This window comes from Trinickia symbiotica (assembly GCF_003028655.1).
GTDB lineage: Bacteria > Pseudomonadota > Gammaproteobacteria > Burkholderiales > Burkholderiaceae > Trinickia > Trinickia symbiotica_A.
In genome coordinates, this window is sequence record NZ_PYUC01000013.1 from 1 (window position 1) to 18,923 (window position 18,923).

The 18,923-nt window shown below is 60.9% G+C and carries 12 protein-coding genes, 4 tRNA genes and 1 rRNA gene; all 17 read left to right on the top strand.

All coding sequences use genetic code 11. The features are described from left to right. Window position 1: 1 nt before the first annotated feature. Window positions 2-114, top strand: a 5S ribosomal RNA gene (gene rrf, locus C9I57_RS23375). Window positions 115-268: 154 nt separating this feature from the next. Next, window positions 269-354: transfer RNA gene (locus tag C9I57_RS23380), tRNA-Tyr, on the top strand. Window positions 355-391: 37 nt separating this feature from the next. After that, window positions 392-465 (top strand) — tRNA-Gly (locus C9I57_RS23385). 16 nt (window positions 466-481) lie between these two features. Next, window positions 482-556 (top strand) — tRNA-Thr (locus C9I57_RS23390). A gap of 62 nt (window positions 557-618) precedes the next feature. Then, on the top strand, window positions 619-1,809 hold the full coding sequence (gene tuf, locus C9I57_RS23395; RefSeq protein ID WP_107153017.1) for an elongation factor Tu: 1,191 nt from the start codon (window positions 619-621) through the stop codon (window positions 1,807-1,809). 62 nt (window positions 1,810-1,871) lie between these two features. After that, a tRNA-Trp gene (locus C9I57_RS23400) sits at window positions 1,872-1,947 on the top strand. 34 nt (window positions 1,948-1,981) lie between these two features. After that, entirely contained in the window at window positions 1,982-2,362 is a 381-nt protein-coding gene (secE, locus tag C9I57_RS23405; RefSeq protein ID WP_107153018.1) for a preprotein translocase subunit SecE, read from the top strand. 1 nt (window position 2,363) lies between these two features. Beyond that, complete coding sequence (gene nusG, locus C9I57_RS23410; RefSeq protein WP_018442866.1) at window positions 2,364-2,924, top strand: transcription termination/antitermination protein NusG; 561 nt, start codon at window positions 2,364-2,366, stop codon at window positions 2,922-2,924. A gap of 156 nt (window positions 2,925-3,080) precedes the next feature. Next, window positions 3,081-3,512, top strand: coding sequence for a 50S ribosomal protein L11 (rplK, locus tag C9I57_RS23415; RefSeq protein ID WP_107153019.1), 432 nt, complete (start codon window positions 3,081-3,083; stop codon window positions 3,510-3,512). Next, on the top strand, window positions 3,513-4,211 hold the full coding sequence (gene rplA / locus C9I57_RS23420) for a 50S ribosomal protein L1 (RefSeq protein ID WP_107153020.1): 699 nt from the start codon (window positions 3,513-3,515) through the stop codon (window positions 4,209-4,211). 378 nt (window positions 4,212-4,589) lie between these two features. Beyond that, window positions 4,590-5,087, top strand: a complete 498-nt coding sequence (rplJ, locus tag C9I57_RS23425; protein WP_026230078.1) for a 50S ribosomal protein L10 — start codon at window positions 4,590-4,592, stop codon at window positions 5,085-5,087. 84 nt (window positions 5,088-5,171) lie between these two features. Next, the gene (rplL, locus tag C9I57_RS23430) at window positions 5,172-5,552 is read left to right on the top strand and encodes a 50S ribosomal protein L7/L12 (RefSeq protein ID WP_018442862.1); all 381 of its coding nucleotides are present in this window, start codon (window positions 5,172-5,174) and stop codon (window positions 5,550-5,552) included. A gap of 390 nt (window positions 5,553-5,942) precedes the next feature. Continuing rightward, entirely contained in the window at window positions 5,943-10,049 is a 4,107-nt protein-coding gene (gene rpoB / locus C9I57_RS23435) for a DNA-directed RNA polymerase subunit beta (RefSeq protein WP_107153021.1), read from the top strand. A gap of 21 nt (window positions 10,050-10,070) precedes the next feature. Further along, window positions 10,071-14,315 (top strand): DNA-directed RNA polymerase subunit beta', encoded by a 4,245-nt coding sequence (gene rpoC / locus C9I57_RS23440; protein WP_107153022.1) that lies wholly within the window; start codon window positions 10,071-10,073, stop codon window positions 14,313-14,315. A gap of 265 nt (window positions 14,316-14,580) precedes the next feature. Then, window positions 14,581-18,036 carry a hypothetical protein gene (locus C9I57_RS23445; RefSeq protein WP_107153023.1) on the top strand — a complete coding sequence of 1,152 codons (3,456 nt, stop codon included), beginning with the start codon at window positions 14,581-14,583 and terminating at the stop codon, window positions 18,034-18,036. 233 nt (window positions 18,037-18,269) lie between these two features. After that, window positions 18,270-18,440: a BPSL0067 family protein gene (locus C9I57_RS32495; RefSeq protein WP_258187800.1), complete on the top strand. Its 171-nt coding sequence runs from the start codon at window positions 18,270-18,272 to the stop codon at window positions 18,438-18,440. Window positions 18,441-18,442: 2 nt separating this feature from the next. Then, a complete protein-coding gene (locus C9I57_RS33690; RefSeq protein WP_369008108.1) occupies window positions 18,443-18,886 on the top strand; it encodes an STY0301 family protein in 444 nt (147 codons plus the stop codon). Window positions 18,887-18,923 lie beyond the last annotated feature (37 nt).

The window sequence follows — 18,923 nt, forward strand, 5'->3', positions numbered from 1 at the left end:
GCCTGATGACCATAGCGAGTTGGTACCACCCCTTCCCATCCCGAACAGGACCGTGAAACGACTCCACGCCGATGATAGTGCGGATCCCCGTGTGAAAGTAGGTAATCGTCAGGCTCCCCAACCCCCATCAAACCCCCGCCAGCTCTCGCTCGCGGGGGTTTGTGCTTTAGCGCACCAAAATAGGTATAAGTGAGGGCGTCGAGAGATGGCTTGGCTGCACTATGCTTGACATAGTCGGTGGTCACCGTCATAATCGTCCGTTCTCTGCGGAGGGGTGCCCGAGTGGCTAAAGGGGGCAGACTGTAAATCTGTTGGCTTACGCCTACGTTGGTTCGAATCCAACCCCCTCCACCAGAATGCAATGGTGAGTGGCAGGAATCGCATGGCCCAAGCGGGTGTAGCTCAATGGTAGAGCAGAAGCCTTCCAAGCTTACGACGAGGGTTCGATTCCCTTCACCCGCTCCAATGCCAAGAAGTACCTGCCCATGTGGCTCAGTGGTAGAGCACTCCCTTGGTAAGGGAGAGGTCGGCAGTTCGATCCTGCCCATGGGCACCAGAGAGTGTCAGTGATAGTTTGCGTGCGGCGCAACATACGGTAAATCCTCTTAGGAGTCGAACATGGCTAAAGGCAAGTTTGAGCGGACCAAGCCGCACGTGAACGTCGGCACGATCGGTCACGTGGATCATGGCAAGACGACGCTGACGGCGGCGATCACGACGATTCTGTCGCAAAAGTTCGGCGGCGAAGCGAAGGCGTACGACCAGATCGACGCGGCGCCGGAAGAAAAGGCGCGCGGCATCACGATCAACACGGCGCACGTGGAGTACGAGACGGCCAACCGTCACTACGCGCACGTGGACTGCCCGGGGCACGCGGACTACGTGAAGAACATGATCACGGGCGCGGCGCAGATGGACGGCGCGATCCTGGTGTGCTCGGCCGCGGACGGCCCGATGCCGCAAACGCGCGAGCACATTCTGCTGGCGCGCCAGGTCGGGGTGCCGTACATCATCGTGTTCCTGAACAAGTGCGACATGGTCGATGACGCGGAGCTGCTCGAGCTGGTGGAAATGGAAGTGCGCGAGCTGCTGTCGAAGTACGACTTCCCGGGCGACGACACGCCGATCGTGAAGGGCTCGGCTAAGCTGGCGCTCGAAGGCGACAAGGGCGAGCTGGGCGAGCAGGCGATCATGAGCCTGGCCGACGCGCTGGATTCGTACATTCCGACGCCGGAGCGCGCGGTGGATGGCACGTTCCTGATGCCGGTGGAAGACGTGTTCTCGATCTCGGGGCGCGGCACGGTGGTGACGGGTCGCGTGGAGCGCGGCATCGTGAAGGTCGGCGACGAAATCGAGATCGTGGGGATCCGGGCGACGGCGAAGACGACGTGCACGGGCGTGGAAATGTTCCGCAAGCTGCTGGACCAGGGTCAAGCGGGCGACAACGTGGGTATCCTGCTGCGTGGCACGAAGCGCGAGGAAGTGGAGCGCGGTCAAGTGCTGGCCAAGCCGGGCTCGATCACGCCGCACACGCACTTCACGGCCGAGGTGTACGTGCTGTCGAAGGACGAAGGCGGTCGTCACACGCCGTTCTTCAACAACTACCGGCCGCAGTTCTACTTCCGTACGACGGACGTGACGGGCTCGATCGAGTTGCCGAAGGACAAGGAAATGGTGATGCCGGGCGACAACGTGTCGATCACGGTGAAGCTGATTGCGCCGATCGCGATGGAAGAAGGTCTGCGCTTCGCTATCCGTGAAGGCGGCCGTACCGTCGGCGCCGGTGTCGTCGCGAAGATCATCGAGTAAGCCAGTCCCGTCTCGTTGATCAGTGGTTTCGGGGTTGGCGGCAAGCCAACCCCAAATGGTTTAGGGGTATAGCTCAACTGGCAGAGCGTCGGTCTCCAAAACCGAAGGTTGGGGGTTCGATTCCCTCTGCCCCTGCCAACTTTCTGCGCGTAGTAGGCGCAAATAAGGTGTTATGGCGAATCCTTCCGTCGAAGCTGTGGATACTTCCAGCGACAAATTGATGCTTATCGCGGGCGTACTGCTTTTCTTGGCCGGATTCGTTGCTTTCTTCTGGCTGAGTGGCCAGGAATGGTATGTGCGCGGTGCGGCCTTGGTGGTCGGCATCGCCGCGGGTGTTGTGGTCGGTCTGTTCTCCTCCCCCGGTAAGAGCTTCATCGCTTTCGCCAAGGACTCCTACAAAGAAGTTCGCAAGGTCGTCTGGCCGACTCGCAAAGAAGCGACGCAGACCACGCTCGTGGTCTTCGGCTTCGTGCTCGCAATGGCGGTCTTTCTTTGGGTTAGCGATAAGTCCATCGAATGGGTCATTTTCTCGGCGATTCTGGGTTGGAAATGATATGAGCGGCGATACTCCGGCATCCCCGAGCGGCAAACGTTGGTACGTCGTGCACGCCTACTCCGGCATGGAGAAGAGCGTGCAACGCGCGCTTCAGGAGCGCATCGAACGCGCCGGCATGCAAGACAAGTTCGGCCAGATTCTCGTTCCGACCGAAGAGGTCGTCGAAGTGAAGGGCGGTCACAAATCGGTGACGGAACGCCGCTTCTTCCCCGGCTATGTGCTCGTCGAGATGGAAATGACCGACGAAACCTGGCACCTCGTGAAAAACACGGCCAAGGTCACGGGCTTCGTCGGCGGGGCGCGCAATCGCCCGAGCCCGATTTCCCCGCGGGAAGTCGAAAAGATCATGTCGCAGATGCAAGAGGGCGTGGAGAAACCGCGTCCGAAGACATTGTTCGAGGTCGGCGAAATGGTGCGCGTCAAAGACGGCCCGTTCACGGACTTCAACGGCAGCGTCGAAGAGGTCAACTACGAGAAGTCGCGCGTCCGCGTTTCCGTCACCATTTTTGGTCGCGCCACGCCCGTCGAGTTGGAATTCGGGCAGGTCGAAAAGCTGTAATCGAGCTTCATGGGGATTGCCCGCCCGCGGGCAGCCCCTTCAGCGCTTACGGTCCGCTCAATGACCGTTGAGGAGCGTCAGTAGCCGCCAGCATCGAAGCGACGAACGCGCGTTATCACTCACCGAACGCCCACGCGTTCCAACGAGGTTGTCCAAATGGCAAAGAAAATTGTCGGCTTTATCAAGCTGCAGATTCCTGCAGGTAAAGCCAACCCGTCGCCGCCGGTCGGTCCGGCACTGGGCCAGCGCGGCCTGAACATCATGGAGTTCTGCAAGGCGTTCAACGCGCAGACCCAGTCGATGGAGCCGGGTCTGCCCGTCCCCGTCGTCATCACCGCGTTCGCCGACAAGAGCTTCACGTTCATTCTGAAGACGCCGCCGGCCACGGTGCTGATCAAGAAGGCCGCGAAGGTCGACAAGGGCTCGAGCAAGCCGCATACCGACAAGGTCGGCAAGATCACGCGCGCTCAGGCAGAAGAAATCGCCAAGACGAAGATGCCGGATCTCACGGCAGCCGACTTGGATGCCGCGGTCCGTACGATCGCCGGCAGCGCCCGCTCGATGGGCATCACCGTGGAGGGCGTGTAAATGGCTAAGGTTTCGAAGCGTTTGCAGGCATTCGCAAGCAAGGTCGATCGTCAGAAGCTCTACCCGATCGAGGAAGCCCTCGTGCTCGTCAAGGAATGCGCGACGGCGAAGTTCGATGAATCGATCGACGTGGCCGTGCAGCTCGGCATCGATGCGAAGAAGTCGGATCAGGTCGTGCGCGGCTCCGTCGTGCTGCCGGCCGGTACCGGCAAATCGGTGCGAGTCGCCGTCTTCGCGCAAGGCGAAAAGGCCGAGCAGGCCCGCGCCGCCGGTGCGGAGATCGTCGGTATGGAAGACCTCGCCGAGCAGATCAAGGGCGGCAACCTGAACTTCGACGTGGTGATCGCGTCGCCCGACACGATGCGCGTGGTCGGCACGCTCGGTCAGATCCTCGGTCCGCGCGGCCTGATGCCGAACCCGAAGGTCGGCACCGTAACGCCCGACGTCGCGACGGCAGTGAAGAACGCGAAGGCCGGTCAGGTGCAGTTCCGCGTCGACAAGGCAGGGATTATCCACGCCACGATCGGCCGTGCCTCGTTCGAGCCGAGCGCGCTGCGCACGAACCTGTCGGCGCTCGTCGAAGCGCTGCAAAAGGCGAAGCCGGCGTCGAGCAAGGGCGTGTACCTGCGCAAGATCGCGGTGTCGAGCACGATGGGTGTCGGCGTACGCGTCGATCAAGCATCGCTCGCCGCGCAGTAAGCAGTCACCGCGGAATAGAGCAAGGTAGTAAAGAATCTATCGCGCCGGCAGGCAAGGCCACTCAGGGAGTTGGAACAGCCGGTAGCCGGCGCGATATTTAAGTGCTTTGGGCGGTCGCGGGAAGCGGAAGTTCGCCTCTCTCGGCCGGTTGTCAAAGACCGTTGGCGGAAGTGCAGCAGTTGGGCATTTCCTTAATCCCAAAGCCAACGCAGATGGCGAACCCGAACAGTTTTGCAGTGATGAAGCCGGCCGCCGGCTGCAGCGATGCGAAGGCGGACGGTCGAAATACTCCTAACACCTCGGACGCCGTTGTTGAACGCGGCACGCAAGGTTCGATTGAAGCAATCGCACCGCGTGTGTCGAATTTGGAGGTTGACCGTGCCACTCAACAAGGAAGATAAGCAGGCCGTCGTGGCTGAGGTTTCCGCGCAGGTCGCGAAAGCCCAGTCCATGGTGCTGGCCGAGTATCGTGGAATCACGGTTGGCGATCTGACGAAGCTGCGCGCGAAAGCGCGCGAGCAGCAGGTGTACCTGCGCGTGTTGAAGAACACGCTGGCGCGTCGCGCCGTCGAAGGTACCCCGTTTGCTCCGCTGGCTGAGCAGATGACCGGTCCTCTGATCTACGGCATCTCCGAAGATGCCATTGCCGCGGCCAAAGTCGTCAACGACTTCAGCAAGGGCAATGACAAGTTGATCATCAAGGCCGGTTCCTACGAAGGCAAGGTGATGGACAAGGCTGGCGTGCAAGCGCTCGCCAACATCCCGAGCCGCGAGGAACTGCTCTCGAAGCTGCTGTTCGTCATGCAGGCGCCTGTTTCGGGCTTTGCGCGCGCGCTTGCCGCGCTCGCCGAGAAGAAGCAGGGCGAAGCCGCCTGAGCTTGCTCAGGCCACGCATGAGGGACGGCGGCCGGGCGTAACTGATCGCTGGCTGTATCCGAATTCAATTTAGGAGTATTTCAAATGGCAATCGCAAAAGAAGACATCCTCGAAGCCGTTGGCGCGATGTCGGTGCTGGAACTGAACGAGCTCGTCAAGGCGTTCGAAGAGAAGTTTGGCGTGTCGGCCGCTGCCGTGGCAGTGGCGGGCCCGGCGGGTGCTGGCGGCGGCGCGGCCGCGGCGGCGGAAGAGCAGACCGAATTCACGGTCAACCTGCTCGAAGCCGGCGCGAACAAGGTTTCCGTCATCAAGGCCGTTCGCGAACTGACGGGCCTGGGCCTGAAGGAAGCGAAGGACCTCGTCGACGGTGCACCGAAGCCCGTCAAGGAAGCGGTGCCGAAGGCTGCCGCCGAAGAAGCGAAGAAGAAGCTCGAAGACGCCGGCGCGAAGGCAGAGATCAAGTAAGATCCTGCGCGCTGTGCGAAGGCTGGCGGTATTTCCACCGCCGGCCTTTTTGTGCTTTGTGGGGACTATGTTTTGCGACGTGCGAGCGCCGCGACCTGGGCCCCAGAGGCCAAAGAAAATTGCCCATCGGCCGCGCGTAGGCCAGCTCGATCGGCATTTTTCTTTGTCTTCTGAAGCGACTGCAGAAGGCAAGTTTGGTCGGGCAACGGAACGCAGTATTCAAAAGCAGCAGGCTCCGTTGCCGTCAGCCAGCGGTTGGTAGCGGCCAACCACCAAGCTTCTAGGCTCGTTCAAGCCTTAGGACGGCCATCGGGTCTCAGTCGGTGAACACTCGGGTTCTCAAATCTTGGCCACACGCCTCGACAATGCCCGCCGTGATTCGGAGATCGTATGCAATATTCCTTCACCGAGAAGAAGCGTATTCGCAAGAGTTTCGCGAAGCGCCCCATCGTTCACCAAGTACCTTTCCTGCTGGCCACCCAGCTTGAATCATTCAGCACGTTTCTGCAAGCGGAAGTGCTCGCTTCACAACGCAAGCCCGAAGGTTTGCAGGCGGCGTTTACCTCCGTTTTCCCGATCGTTTCGCACAATGGCTTCGCGCGCCTCGAGTTCGTGAGCTATGCCCTGTCGGCACCTGCGTTCAACATCAAGGAATGCCAGCAGCGCGGCCTCACTTATTGCTCGGCGCTGCGCGCCAAGGTGCGCCTCGTCATCCTCGACAAAGAGTCGCCGAGCAAGCCTGTCGTCAAGGAAGTGAAGGAGCAGGAAGTCTACATGGGCGAAATTCCGCTCATGACGCCGACCGGCTCGTTCGTCATCAACGGTACCGAGCGTGTCATCGTCTCGCAGCTGCACCGTTCGCCGGGCGTGTTCTTCGAGCACGACAAGGGCAAGACGCACAGCTCGGGCAAGCTGCTGTTTTCCGCGCGGATCATTCCGTATCGCGGCTCGTGGCTCGACTTCGAGTTCGACCCGAAGGACGTTCTCTATTTCCGCGTCGACCGTCGCCGCAAGATGCCGGTCACGATCCTCTTGAAGGCGATTGGCCTCACGCCCGAGCAGATCCTCGCGAACTTCTTCGTCTTCGACAACTTCGCGCTGATGGGCGAAGGCGCGCAGATGGAGTTCGTGCCCGAGCGTCTGCGCGGTGAAGTCGCGCGCTTCGACATCACCGATCGCGACGGCAAGGTCATCGTCCAGAAGGACAAGCGGATCAATGCGAAGCACATTCGCGACCTCGAGAACGCGAAGACCAAGTACATCTCGGTGCCCGAGGACTATCTGATCGGCCGCGTGCTCGCGAAGAACGTGATCGATAGCGAGACGGGCGAAGTGATCGCGAACGCGAACGACGAGATCACCGAAAGCACGCTGCAAAAGCTGCGCGAGGCGAAGGTCAAGGACATCCAGACGCTCTACACGAACGATCTGGATCAAGGCGCGTACATTTCGTCGACGCTGCGTATCGACGAGACGGCCGACAAGACGGCCGCGCGTATCGCGATCTACCGGATGATGCGTCCGGGCGAGCCGCCGACGGAAGAAGCGGTCGAAGCGCTCTTCAATCGTCTCTTCTACAGCGAAGAGGCTTACGATCTCTCGAAGGTCGGCCGTATGAAGTTCAACCGTCGCGTGGGCCGTGAAGAGATCACGGGCCCGATGACGCTGAACGACGACGACATCCTCGCGGCGATCAAGATCCTCGTCGAGCTGCGCAACGGCAAGGGCGAGGTCGACGACATCGACCACCTCGGCAACCGGCGCGTGCGCTGTGTCGGCGAGCTCGCGGAGAACCAGTTCCGCGCGGGCCTCGTGCGCGTCGAGCGCGCGGTCAAGGAGCGCCTCGGCCAGGCCGAGAGCGAGAACCTGATGCCGCACGATCTGATCAACTCGAAGCCGATTTCGTCGGCGATCCGCGAGTTCTTCGGCTCGTCGCAGCTCTCGCAGTTCATGGACCAGACGAACCCGCTCTCCGAGATCACGCACAAGCGCCGCGTCTCCGCGCTGGGTCCGGGCGGTCTCACGCGCGAGCGCGCGGGCTTCGAGGTGCGCGACGTGCACCCGACGCACTACGGCCGTGTGTGCCCGATCGAAACGCCGGAAGGTCCGAACATCGGTCTCATCAACTCGCTCGCGCTTTATGCGCACCTGAACGAGTACGGCTTCCTCGAGACGCCGTACCGGAAGGTCGAGGACGGCAAGGTCACGAACCAGATCGATTACCTCTCGGCGATCGAAGAAGGGCGCTACGTGATCGCGCAGGCAAACGCGGCGGTGGCCGACGACGGCACGCTGACGGACGAACTGGTTTCGTCGCGTGAAGCGGGCGAAACGCTGATGGTCACGCCGGATCGCATCCAGTACATGGACGTCGCGCCGTCGCAGATCGTCTCGGTCGCGGCTTCGTTGATTCCGTTCCTCGAGCACGACGACGCGAACCGCGCGCTGATGGGCTCGAACATGCAGCGGCAGGCAGTGCCGTGTCTGCGTCCCGAAAAGCCGGTCGTCGGCACGGGCATCGAGCGCACGGTGGCGGTCGACTCGGGTACGACGGTGCAGGCGCTGCGCGGCGGTCAGGTCGACTATGTCGACGCGGGCCGTATCGTCATTCGCGTGAACGACGATGAAGCGGTTGCCGGTGAAGTCGGTGTCGACATCTACAACCTGATCAAGTACACGCGTTCGAACCAGAACACGAACATCAACCAGCGTCCGATCGTGAAGGTCGGGGACCGCGTCGCGCGCGGTGACGTGCTCGCCGACGGCGCATCGACGGATCTCGGCGAGCTCGCGCTCGGCCAGAACATGCTGGTCGCGTTCATGCCCTGGAACGGCTACAACTTCGAGGACTCGATTCTGATCTCCGAGAAGGTAGTAGCCGACGATCGTTATACGTCGATCCACATCGAAGAGCTCAACGTCGTCGCTCGCGACACGAAGCTCGGACCCGAGGAAATCACGCGCGACATCTCGAACCTCGCGGAAGTGCAGCTCTCGCGTCTCGACGAGTCCGGCATCGTCTACATTGGTGCCGAAGTCGAGGCGGGCGACGTGCTCGTCGGCAAGGTGACGCCGAAGGGCGAAACGCAGCTCACGCCGGAAGAGAAGCTCTTGCGTGCGATCTTCGGCGAGAAGGCCTCGGACGTGAAGGATACGTCGCTGCGCGTGCCGTCGGGCATGAGCGGCACCGTGATCGACGTCCAGGTGTTCACGCGCGAAGGCATTCAGCGCGATAAGCGCGCTCAGCAGATCATTGACGATGAGCTGAAGCGCTACCGCCTGGACCTCAACGACCAGCTTCGCATCGTCGAGGGCGACGCGTTCCACCGTCTGGCACGCATGCTCGTCGGCAAGGTCGCGAACGGCGGTCCGAAGAAGCTCGCGAAGGGCACCAAGATCGATCAGGCGTACCTCGAGGATCTCGACCACTACCACTGGTTCGATATTCGTCTCGCCGACGAAGACGCGGCCGCTCAGCTCGAAGCGATCAAGGATTCGCTCGAGCAGAAGCGTCACCAGTTCGATCTCGCGTTCGAAGAGAAGCGCAAGAAGCTCACGCAGGGCGACGAGTTGCCGCCGGGCGTGCTGAAGATGGTGAAGGTGTACCTCGCGGTGAAGCGCCGTCTGCAGCCTGGCGACAAGATGGCGGGCCGTCACGGCAACAAGGGCGTCGTGTCGAAGATCGTGCCGATCGAAGACATGCCGTACATGGCCGACGGCCGTCCCGCCGATGTCGTGCTGAACCCGCTCGGCGTGCCGTCGCGGATGAACGTCGGTCAGGTGCTCGAAGTGCATCTCGGCTGGGCGGCGAAGGGTCTCGGCTGGCGCATCGGCGAGATGCTGCAGCGTCAGGCGAAGGTCGAAGAGCTGCGCGTCTTCCTGACCAAGCTCTATAACGAGTCGGGCCGTGCAGAGGAACTCGACGCCTTCTCCGACGACGACATCATCGAGCTCGCGAAGAACCTGCGCGAAGGCGTGCCGTTCGCGACGCCGGTGTTCGACGGTGCGACGGAGCACGAGATGTCGAAGATGCTCGACCTCGCGTTCCCGGACGACGTTGCCCAGCAACTCGGCATGACGAAGTCGAAGAACCAGGTGCGCCTCTATGACGGCCGCACGGGCGAGGCATTCGAGCGCTCGGTGACGGTCGGCTACATGCACTACCTGAAGCTGCACCACTTGGTGGACGACAAGATGCACGCCCGTTCGACCGGTCCATACTCGCTCGTGACTCAGCAGCCGCTGGGCGGTAAGGCGCAGTTCGGCGGTCAGCGCTTCGGTGAGATGGAAGTCTGGGCGCTCGAAGCGTACGGTGCGTCGTATGTGCTGCAGGAAATGCTGACGGTCAAGTCGGACGACGTGACGGGCCGGACCAAGGTCTACGAGAACCTGGTGAAGGGCGACCACGTGATCGACGCCGGCATGCCCGAGTCGTTCAACGTGCTGGTGAAGGAAATCCGGTCGCTCGGTATCGATATCGACCTGGACCGGAACTAATAGGACTATTGGAGAAAAGCGATGAAAGCTTTGCTCGATCTATTCAAGCAAGTCCAACAAGAAGAAGTTTTCGACGCGATCAAGATCGGTCTTGCCTCGCCCGACAAGATTCGTTCGTGGTCGTTCGGTGAAGTGAAGAAGCCCGAGACGATCAACTACCGCACGTTCAAGCCCGAGCGCGACGGCTTGTTCTGCGCGAAGATCTTCGGCCCGATCAAGGACTACGAGTGCTTGTGCGGCAAGTACAAGCGGCTCAAGCACCGTGGCGTGATCTGCGAGAAGTGCGGCGTCGAAGTGACGCTCGCGAAGGTGCGCCGTGAGCGCATGGGCCATATCGAGCTCGCCTCGCCGGTTGCGCACATCTGGTTCCTGAAGTCGCTGCCGTCGCGTCTCGGCATGGTGCTCGACATGACGCTGCGCGACATCGAGCGCGTGCTTTATTTCGAAGCGTATGTGGTGATCGATCCGGGCATGACGCCGCTGAAGGCGCGTCAGATCATGACCGAAGAGGATTACTACAACAAGGTCGAGGAATACGGCGACGAATTCCGTGCCGAGATGGGCGCGGAAGGCGTGCGCGAACTGCTGCGCGCGATCAATATCGACGAGCAGGTCGAGCAGCTTCGCACCGAGCTCAAGAACACGGGCTCCGAGGCGAAGATCAAGAAGTTCGCGAAGCGCCTGAAGGTTCTCGAAGCATTCCAGCGCTCGGGCATCAAGCCCGAGTGGATGGTGCTCGAGGTGCTGCCGGTGCTGCCGCCCGAACTGCGTCCGCTCGTGCCGCTCGACGGCGGCCGGTTCGCGACGTCGGACTTGAACGACCTCTATCGCCGCGTGATCAACCGTAACAACCGGTTGAAGCGCCTGCTCGAGCTGAAGGCGCCTGAAATCATCGTCCGCAACGAAAAGCGGATGCTGCAGGAAGCTGTCGACTCGCTGCTCGACAACGGCCGTCGCGGCAAGGCGATGACGGGTGCGAACAAGCGTCCGCTGAAGTCGCTCGCCGACATGATCAAGGGCAAGGGCGGTCGCTTCCGTCAGAACCTGCTCGGTAAGCGTGTCGACTACTCGGGCCGTTCCGTTATCGTGGTCGGCCCGACGCTGAAGCTGCATCAGTGCGGCCTGCCGAAACTGATGGCGCTCGAGCTCTTCAAGCCGTTCATCTTCAACAAGCTCGAAGTGATGGGCGTGGCGACGACGATCAAGGCCGCGAAGAAGGAAGTCGAGAACCAGACGCCGGTCGTGTGGGACATCCTCGAAGAGGTGATCCGCGAGCACCCGGTGATGCTGAACCGCGCGCCGACGCTGCACCGTCTCGGCATTCAGGCGTTCGAGCCCGTGCTGATCGAAGGCAAGGCCATTCAGCTGCACCCGCTCGTTTGCGCGGCGTTCAACGCCGACTTCGACGGCGACCAGATGGCCGTGCACGTGCCGCTGTCGCTCGAAGCGCAGATGGAAGCGCGCACGCTGATGCTCGCGTCGAACAACGTCCTGTTCCCGGCCAACGGCGATCCGTCGATCGTGCCGTCGCAGGATATCGTGCTCGGCCTCTACTACGCGACGCGCGAAGCCGTCAACGGCAAGGGCGAAGGCATGTCCTTCACGGGCGTGTCGGAAGTTCTGCGCGCGTATGAGAACAAGGAAGTCGAGCTCGCTTCGCGCGTGAACGTCCGGATCACCGAAATGGTGGCGAACGAGGATACGTCCGAAGGCGCGCCGAAGTTCGTGCCGAAGATCACGCTCTATCCGACGACGGTCGGCCGCGCGATCCTCTCGGAGATCCTGCCGCCGGGCCTGCCGTTCTCGGTGCTCAACAAGCCGCTCAAGAAGAAGGAAATCTCGCGCCTCATCAACACGGCGTTCCGCCGTTGCGGTCTGCGTGAGACTGTGATCTTTGCCGACCAGCTGATGCAGTCGGGCTTCCGCCTGGCGACGCGCGCCGGTATCTCGATCTGCGTCGACGACATGCTCGTGCCGCCGCAGAAGGAAGTGATCGTCGGGGACGCGGCGAAGAAGGTGAAGGAGTACGACCGTCAGTACATGTCGGGTCTCGTCACCGCGCAAGAACGCTACAACAACGTCGTCGACATCTGGTCGGCCACGTCGGAAGCGGTCGGCAAGGCCATGATGGAGCAGCTCTCGACGGAACCCGTTACCGATCGCGACGGCAATGAGGTGCGTCAGGAGTCGTTCAACTCGATTTACATGATGGCCGACTCGGGCGCGCGCGGTTCCGCCGTGCAGATCCGTCAGCTCGCCGGGATGCGCGGTCTGATGGCGAAGCCGGACGGCTCGATCATCGAGACGCCGATCACGGCGAACTTCCGCGAAGGCCTGAACGTGCTGCAGTACTTCATCTCGACGCACGGCGCGCGTAAGGGCCTGGCCGATACGGCGCTGAAGACGGCGAACTCGGGCTACCTCACGCGTCGTCTCGTCGACGTGACGCAGGACCTCGTCGTCACCGAAGACGATTGCGGCACGAGCAACGGCGTCGCGATGAAGGCGCTCGTCGAGGGCGGTGAAGTCGTCGAAGCGCTGCGCGACCGGATCCTCGGCCGCGTGGCTGTGGCGGACGTCGTCAACCCCGAGACGCAGGAGACGCTTTACGAAGCGGGCACGCTGCTCGACGAAGTGGCCGTCGAAGAGATCGAGCGCCTCGGCATCGACGAAGTGCGCGTGCGCACGCCGCTCACCTGCGAAACGCGCTATGGCTTGTGCGCGTCTTGCTACGGCCGCGACCTCGGCCGCGGCTCGCTCGTGAACGTCGGCGAAGCGGTCGGCGTGATCGCGGCGCAGTCGATCGGCGAACCGGGCACGCAGCTCACGATGCGTACGTTCCACATCGGTGGCGCGGCGTCGCGTGCGGCTGTTGCGTCGTCGGTGGAAGCGAAGAGCAACGGTACGGTGCGCTTCACGTCGTCGATGCGCTACGTGACGAACGCGAAGGGCGAGCAGATCGTCATCTCGCGTTCGGGCGAAGCGATGATCGCCGACGATCACGGCCGCGAGCGCGAGCGTCACAAGGTGCCTTACGGCGCGACGCTGTTGCAGCTCGACGGTGCGCAGATCAAGGCCGGCACGCAGCTCGCGACGTGGGATCCGTTGACCCGTCCGATCATCACCGAGTACGGCGGTACGGTGAAGTTCGAGAACGTCGAGGAAGGCGTCACGGTCGCCAAGCAGATCGACGACGTCACGGGTCTTTCGACGCTCGTCGTCATCGATGCGAAGCGCCGCGGCTCGCAAGCGGGCAAGAGCGTGCGTCCGCAGGTGAAGCTGCTCGACGCGAACGGCGAGGAAGTGAAGATCCCCGGCACCGAGCACGCAGTGCAGATCGGCTTCCAGGTCGGCGCGCTGATCACGGTGAAGGACGGCCAGCAGGTGCAGGTCGGTGAAGTGCTTGCGCGTATTCCGACGGAATCGCAGAAGACGCGTGACATTACCGGCGGTCTGCCGCGTGTGGCCGAGCTCTTCGAAGCGCGTTCGCCGAAAGACGCCGGCATTCTCGCGGAAGTCACGGGCACCGTGTCGTTCGGCAAGGACACGAAGGGCAAGCAGCGGCTCGTCATCACGGACCTCGAAGGCAACCAGCACGAGTTCCTGATCGCGAAGGAAAAGCAGGTCCTGGTCCACGACGGTCAGGTCGTCAACAAGGGCGAAATGATCGTCGACGGTCCGGCCGACCCGCACGACATCCTGCGTCTGCAGGGCGTCGAGGCGCTCTCGCGCTACATCGTGGACGAAGTGCAGGACGTGTACCGTCTGCAGGGCGTGAAGATCAACGACAAGCACATCGAAGTCATCGTGCGTCAGATGCTGCGCCGTGTGCAAATCGTCGACAACGGCGATACGCGCTTCATCCCGGGCGAACAAGTCGAGCGTTCCGACATGCTCGACGAGAACGACCGGATGACGGCGGAAGACAAGCGTCCGGCCACGTACGAGAACGTGCTGCTCGGTATCACGAAGGCGTCGCTCTCGACGGATTCGTTCATCTCGGCGGCATCGTTCCAGGAAACGACGCGCGTGCTGACCGAGGCGGCGATCATGGGCAAGCGCGACGACCTGCGCGGTCTGAAGGAGAACGTCATCGTCGGTCGTCTGATTCCGGCCGGTACGGGCCTTGCGTTCCATAAGGCGCGCAAGATCAAGGAAGCGTCCGATCGTGAGCGTTACGATCAGATCGCGGCCGAAGAAGCGTTCGAGTTCGGCACACCCGAGACGCCTGTCGAGGAGCCGCAGCAGCAGCATCCGACGGAGTAAGCCGCGGCGGCGTATGCCGCTCGGCCGATTCCACGGCGAAACCGCTCAGTCGCGAGGCTGGGCGGTTTTTTTTTACGCTTCTGGAAGGCGAAGCGGGTGCTGACTCACGCGTCGTTTTTACGAAGGGAAATCGAAAGAAAGACCTGGTTCTCGTTAGAAGCCCCGATGTCACTCATCTATCGTACGTGGGCGCAACTGCAAGTAAATGGGCCGCGCGCCGGCAATGAAAGCTTTGGATGGCCGCGCGCATTAAATTGAGCTTCGAATGAGAATCACGCCATCACAAATTGCCCCAGTCAACGCACTCGAAACCGGTGAACAATCGTCCGGTTCGACGCAAGTGCAACAGGAGGAGGGCGAGCAGGCCGCCGCTCGTCACTTCTCTGATCATGCTGATGCGCCGGACTCTTTGCGGATTATTGAGAACGACGCGAGGATGAAGACGGCGCTTCTCGACGAGGCAAGACAACAGCGCACGAAGCGGTTCGTTAGTGTGGCGGACCCTCTTATCATCGGCCCTGTCCTCGCGCGAGCGATTGCGGCGGTAGTGGACTCGGTCCGGAACAAAGAAGAAGCCGCGGCCCCCGCCAAGACCGATCGGTTTGTCTTTCTGACGATCGACAAGGAGTCGCCCGCATGGGGCACTCTATCAGCGATTCAGACAGCGACTCAGGCGCTGCTGGCTGCGGCTGTCACACAGCATGGCGAGCTTGGTTTCGCCGTTGCCGAAGGATTCGTCGAACGGTTGTTGGATGCGAGCGGCGAGCGAGCACGGTCGCTACCCCTCGAAATTTCGCGAGTGGTCGATAACGAAACGAAGCGACAGCGACTATCCGAACTCGCTGCACTGCTTTACTGCGCCGCTCGCGTGAAGATCTCGCCGTCGACCCGGGAGATAACGGTGGAGGGCGGTATCGCGCTCAACCAGTTCAACCCCGTGCTCGAGGGCGAGGCACTCAGGCGCCGCATGTTCGAGCGGCCTTCTCTCCCTGAGCACGAGCTACAAGACAAGGTTTATTTCGACGGCAACGCACTCGTCAACGCTGTCGGCAAGAGCGTCTCACAGCTGGCGGAGGAGCCCTCGCTCTTGAACATCCCCGCCTATGCCCGATTGAGCGCAAGTGACCGACTCGAAGCAGTCGAGAAATTCCTGGACGAGCGCGGGCTGGACTACCAATATCCGATTGGCCGCATGGAGAATGCCATGGCCAGCGTGCTCAAGGCTTCGGCGCTTGCGCGGGGCAATCCAGCCCCGGAACCTTATGCCACAGAAGCCGACGTCTATCGAGCCTTTATGGCGCTCGTCAACGATTGGCAGCAGGTAGACGGAACCCTAATCGATCCGCGAGTGCTCCTCGGAATCAATCTCGCCAAAACACGAGGCATTGCCCTAGCCGGCAATACTCCGGAAGAACGGTTCGCCGATTTGTGCAGCTATCTCAACGATGTCCTCATCGAATACAGTGGGCCGCCGCACTTCGACGAGCGTGCCGTTACGCTCGAAATCCTGATGGAGGAGACGGGGCTGAGTGCCGCCCAACTCATCCAACCGTTAAAGACGACCGGCAAGAGCATGCTCGATACGTTTCTCGATCGGAGCAAACAGACGCCAATTAACGATGCTGCACTTATTGCGGACAACGGTGCGGAGATCCATGTCCCATCCGTTGCTCGCAAACTCAAAAAAGCCGAGTCGACCTTCCGGACTGAGGGCCGATTCGATGCCCCGTACTTCAGCGCAGCGGCTCGCCTTCGGCTGCGCACCATCGATAAGGTTCCGCAGACTGATGCAGCCATCGAGGCAATACTGGCTGAACTTGTGAAGAGCGCGCAGAAGGAGGAGAGCGACGCACGGACGGCCGAGGCCGTCCGTGAGATAGCGAAGAAACATCCCCCTCGCGTTATCGATCCCTTCGTCGGTCCTATCGTAAATAGCGTCAACTGGATTTTGGCGCGCGTGAAGGAGCACGACTCAGAAAGGGGGACGAATATCAGGCACTGGCTGGATAACATGCCTATCCTCTCGAACGTTATTGGCTTTGCAGAAGGCGTCGAGACCGCAAACTTGGAGCAGATCATCAACTCCCTGCCGGTGGTCGGGGCCGCCTATAACATGGGGGACGGCCTTCGCACGGGTGACCACGAGCGGTTCGGGATGGCGGTGGTGTCGATGGTTCCTTTAGTTGGACCCGGCATCACTATCGCCGAGGGCATCGCCAAAGACGATACCGCGCAAGTGGTGGGCGGAATCTTGGGCCTCGCGCTCGATGCCGCGCCCTTTGCGGAAGGCAAGGGCAAGGCTGGGGGTGTTCGCAAGGTCGTCTCCTACTCCGCCTTGGACGATGCACGCGTGACTTCCCGGACGATCCCATTGGAGGGGATTTCTCGTCCACTGCAAGTGCAGGTGAACCAGAGCCTGACCGCACTGCGGGATCTTGGGTTTGCTCCTGATGCCAAGGCGCTGAAAATCGCTAGGGTGAAAGTACCCGGGAAAGCGGCTCCAAAGCCTGTCCCCTCCATATCCACGATCCGATCGCTCGATGTTGTTCGGGTTGCGAAGAAGCTCGAGGGCTACGAAGTCGCGACGCGACCTGCCATGTTGCAGCGAACCGCCTCTGGCATGCTCTGGGACCCTGCCACCGCTGCGCATTACGCGGAGTTGGAAGGCAATCTGTATCGGCTTGCTCCCGATAGGGCGAAAACCACGCCGCAGCGGCCGATCTGGAACGTCGTTTCGCCGGACGGCTCCAACAGGGTAAGGGCTGTCCACCTCGAATACATATTCGATAACGATGTGGAGGTGGGCCAGTGGCGGAATGCGAAGAACCTTCCCGGCCTCAAGGGAGGCAACCCGGACGGGGAAATCGGGGCGCATGGCGTCGATACCAATGTGTATGACGAGAGGGGATTCTTCAAGGTGGAGCTGGCGCGAGAGCGCGTTGAGAAAATTGATACGTATAACCGAGACAAGCGGCTCGGGTTCGATAGCGACGTTAGCCGCCTATCCCTTATGTTGGATCCGTTGGAGCGGCTGAAGGAAGAGGGACGTCGTGAGAAGGGCGCGCTAGTTGAGAAAAAAGAGCTCTTGAAGAAAGAACCAACTGACGGCGAAAAAAGCCGCCTCATTGAAGATATATCGAAACACAGAAGTCGGTTCAACGATATGGCAGCTCGGTACGGTGACTTGTCGAGCCAGTTTAGCTTCGCGCTTGAGGAAGTCGCAAAAAAAATAAATGACAAACTTAGTCACGTTGCCAGGATTGAGAGCACGGTCAAAGCCTTAGTGGATGAAGTACCGACAGGGCGATCATCTGATGGCGGCACGGTAATGCGTCTGATGTCGAAAGCGGAGGCCGACGATATCAAGAGTTCTGGCGAGTTGAGGCAGGGTGGAAGTTCTTTTGAGCAGCACAAGTGGTTTTACACTGACCGAAACAATCCTCCGATCCAGGGTAAATCTTCACCATATCGACTTGAAATCGATGTTCCAAAGAGCATCGTTGACGAGATTCACGACATGGGTAGCAACGACCCAACCGGAACGACCGACGCGTTCCGGGTGAAGCTGGGGCCAACAAATGAGTACCCGGATGCGCCTACGGCTGAGGAGAAAGCATTCGGCGTTCAAACGTATGGGCTTCGAGAGTTCTCGCGTCTTCTCGACAAACGCCCCTGGAAGATCGTGGATAACCAAACTGGCAGGGTCTATTTCAGCAAGTAGATCCACATGCTGATGGTGTGGGAGGGGCGCGGCCATATTGCGGCCCTATGCTTTCTCTGGCAAGGCTCTCGAGGGCTTGATCTCCTTGGCGGCCGCGACGCCGTCCGCCATGGACGTCATGCAGCACGGATGAATTCGCTGACCTCCTATGATCCCACTAGCTCTTATAGCTTGAATGGCCAGACGAACTCACATAAGATCGACTGGTTCCGAGAGGGCGCAACTTGGCGCCGATGCCATTACATAACGATAAGGTGAGCGCACAATGCCGTATATCTGTTATTGACCAATGGTCGACGAGTGGCACTATCAGGAAGCGGCGGCTCCGATTTCCCGGTAAGGACAAGAATGGGAACTATATTTCGCCTAGCGATAACGGTGATGCATTCTCGGTGATCAAGTGATTATGCGACTTTATCCTGGTTTTGCCGAAGTTGTTGCGCTATCGTCGCTCGTCATCCTTCCGGCGATTAGCCGAGCCGAAATTGCGTCTACTTGCCCCGCACATATTGCCGTGAGCCAGGCTTTCTCCGGCAAGGCGCCCGAGGGCTGGTCAAGCTATGACGCCAAGGGCGACTATCCGCTCACGAACGTTTCGTTCTGGTCAGGCCCGCCAACAGACAAGGCACAACTCGTTCCTGACCAACGTATACGCCGCGCCAACAGTGAAGTCGACACTTGGACGTTTCCGGATTCACCCAACGCCTACTGGGTAGCATGCGAGTATGCGGGGACAAGCGTGCTAATGGCGAGGCCGCTCGGCAAGGAGACGCGGGCTTGTACCGTCGAATACGACGGCCGGTTCTCGAACCCGGTCGCAAGAACCTGGCATTGCACAGCCGCCCGGTGATTCCGTTGGGCCCCGTTTGAGGGCGAGCGATCTGCCG

Coding starts and splice junctions, on each gene's coding strand:
- tuf (WP_107153017.1), top strand. CDS start 619: ATGGCTAAAGGCAAGTTTGAGCGGACCAAGCCGCACGTGAACGTCGGC.
- secE (WP_107153018.1), top strand. CDS start 1,982: ATGGCGAATCCTTCCGTCGAAGCTGTGGATACTTCCAGCGACAAATTG.
- nusG (WP_018442866.1), top strand. CDS start 2,364: ATGAGCGGCGATACTCCGGCATCCCCGAGCGGCAAACGTTGGTACGTC.
- rplK (WP_107153019.1), top strand. CDS start 3,081: ATGGCAAAGAAAATTGTCGGCTTTATCAAGCTGCAGATTCCTGCAGGT.
- rplA (WP_107153020.1), top strand. CDS start 3,513: ATGGCTAAGGTTTCGAAGCGTTTGCAGGCATTCGCAAGCAAGGTCGAT.
- rplL (WP_018442862.1), top strand. CDS start 5,172: ATGGCAATCGCAAAAGAAGACATCCTCGAAGCCGTTGGCGCGATGTCG.
- rpoB (WP_107153021.1), top strand. CDS start 5,943: ATGCAATATTCCTTCACCGAGAAGAAGCGTATTCGCAAGAGTTTCGCG.
- rpoC (WP_107153022.1), top strand. CDS start 10,071: ATGAAAGCTTTGCTCGATCTATTCAAGCAAGTCCAACAAGAAGAAGTT.
- C9I57_RS23445 (WP_107153023.1), top strand. CDS start 14,581: ATGAGAATCACGCCATCACAAATTGCCCCAGTCAACGCACTCGAAACC.
- C9I57_RS32495 (WP_258187800.1), top strand. CDS start 18,270: ATGCCATTACATAACGATAAGGTGAGCGCACAATGCCGTATATCTGTT.
- C9I57_RS33690 (WP_369008108.1), top strand. CDS start 18,443: ATGCGACTTTATCCTGGTTTTGCCGAAGTTGTTGCGCTATCGTCGCTC.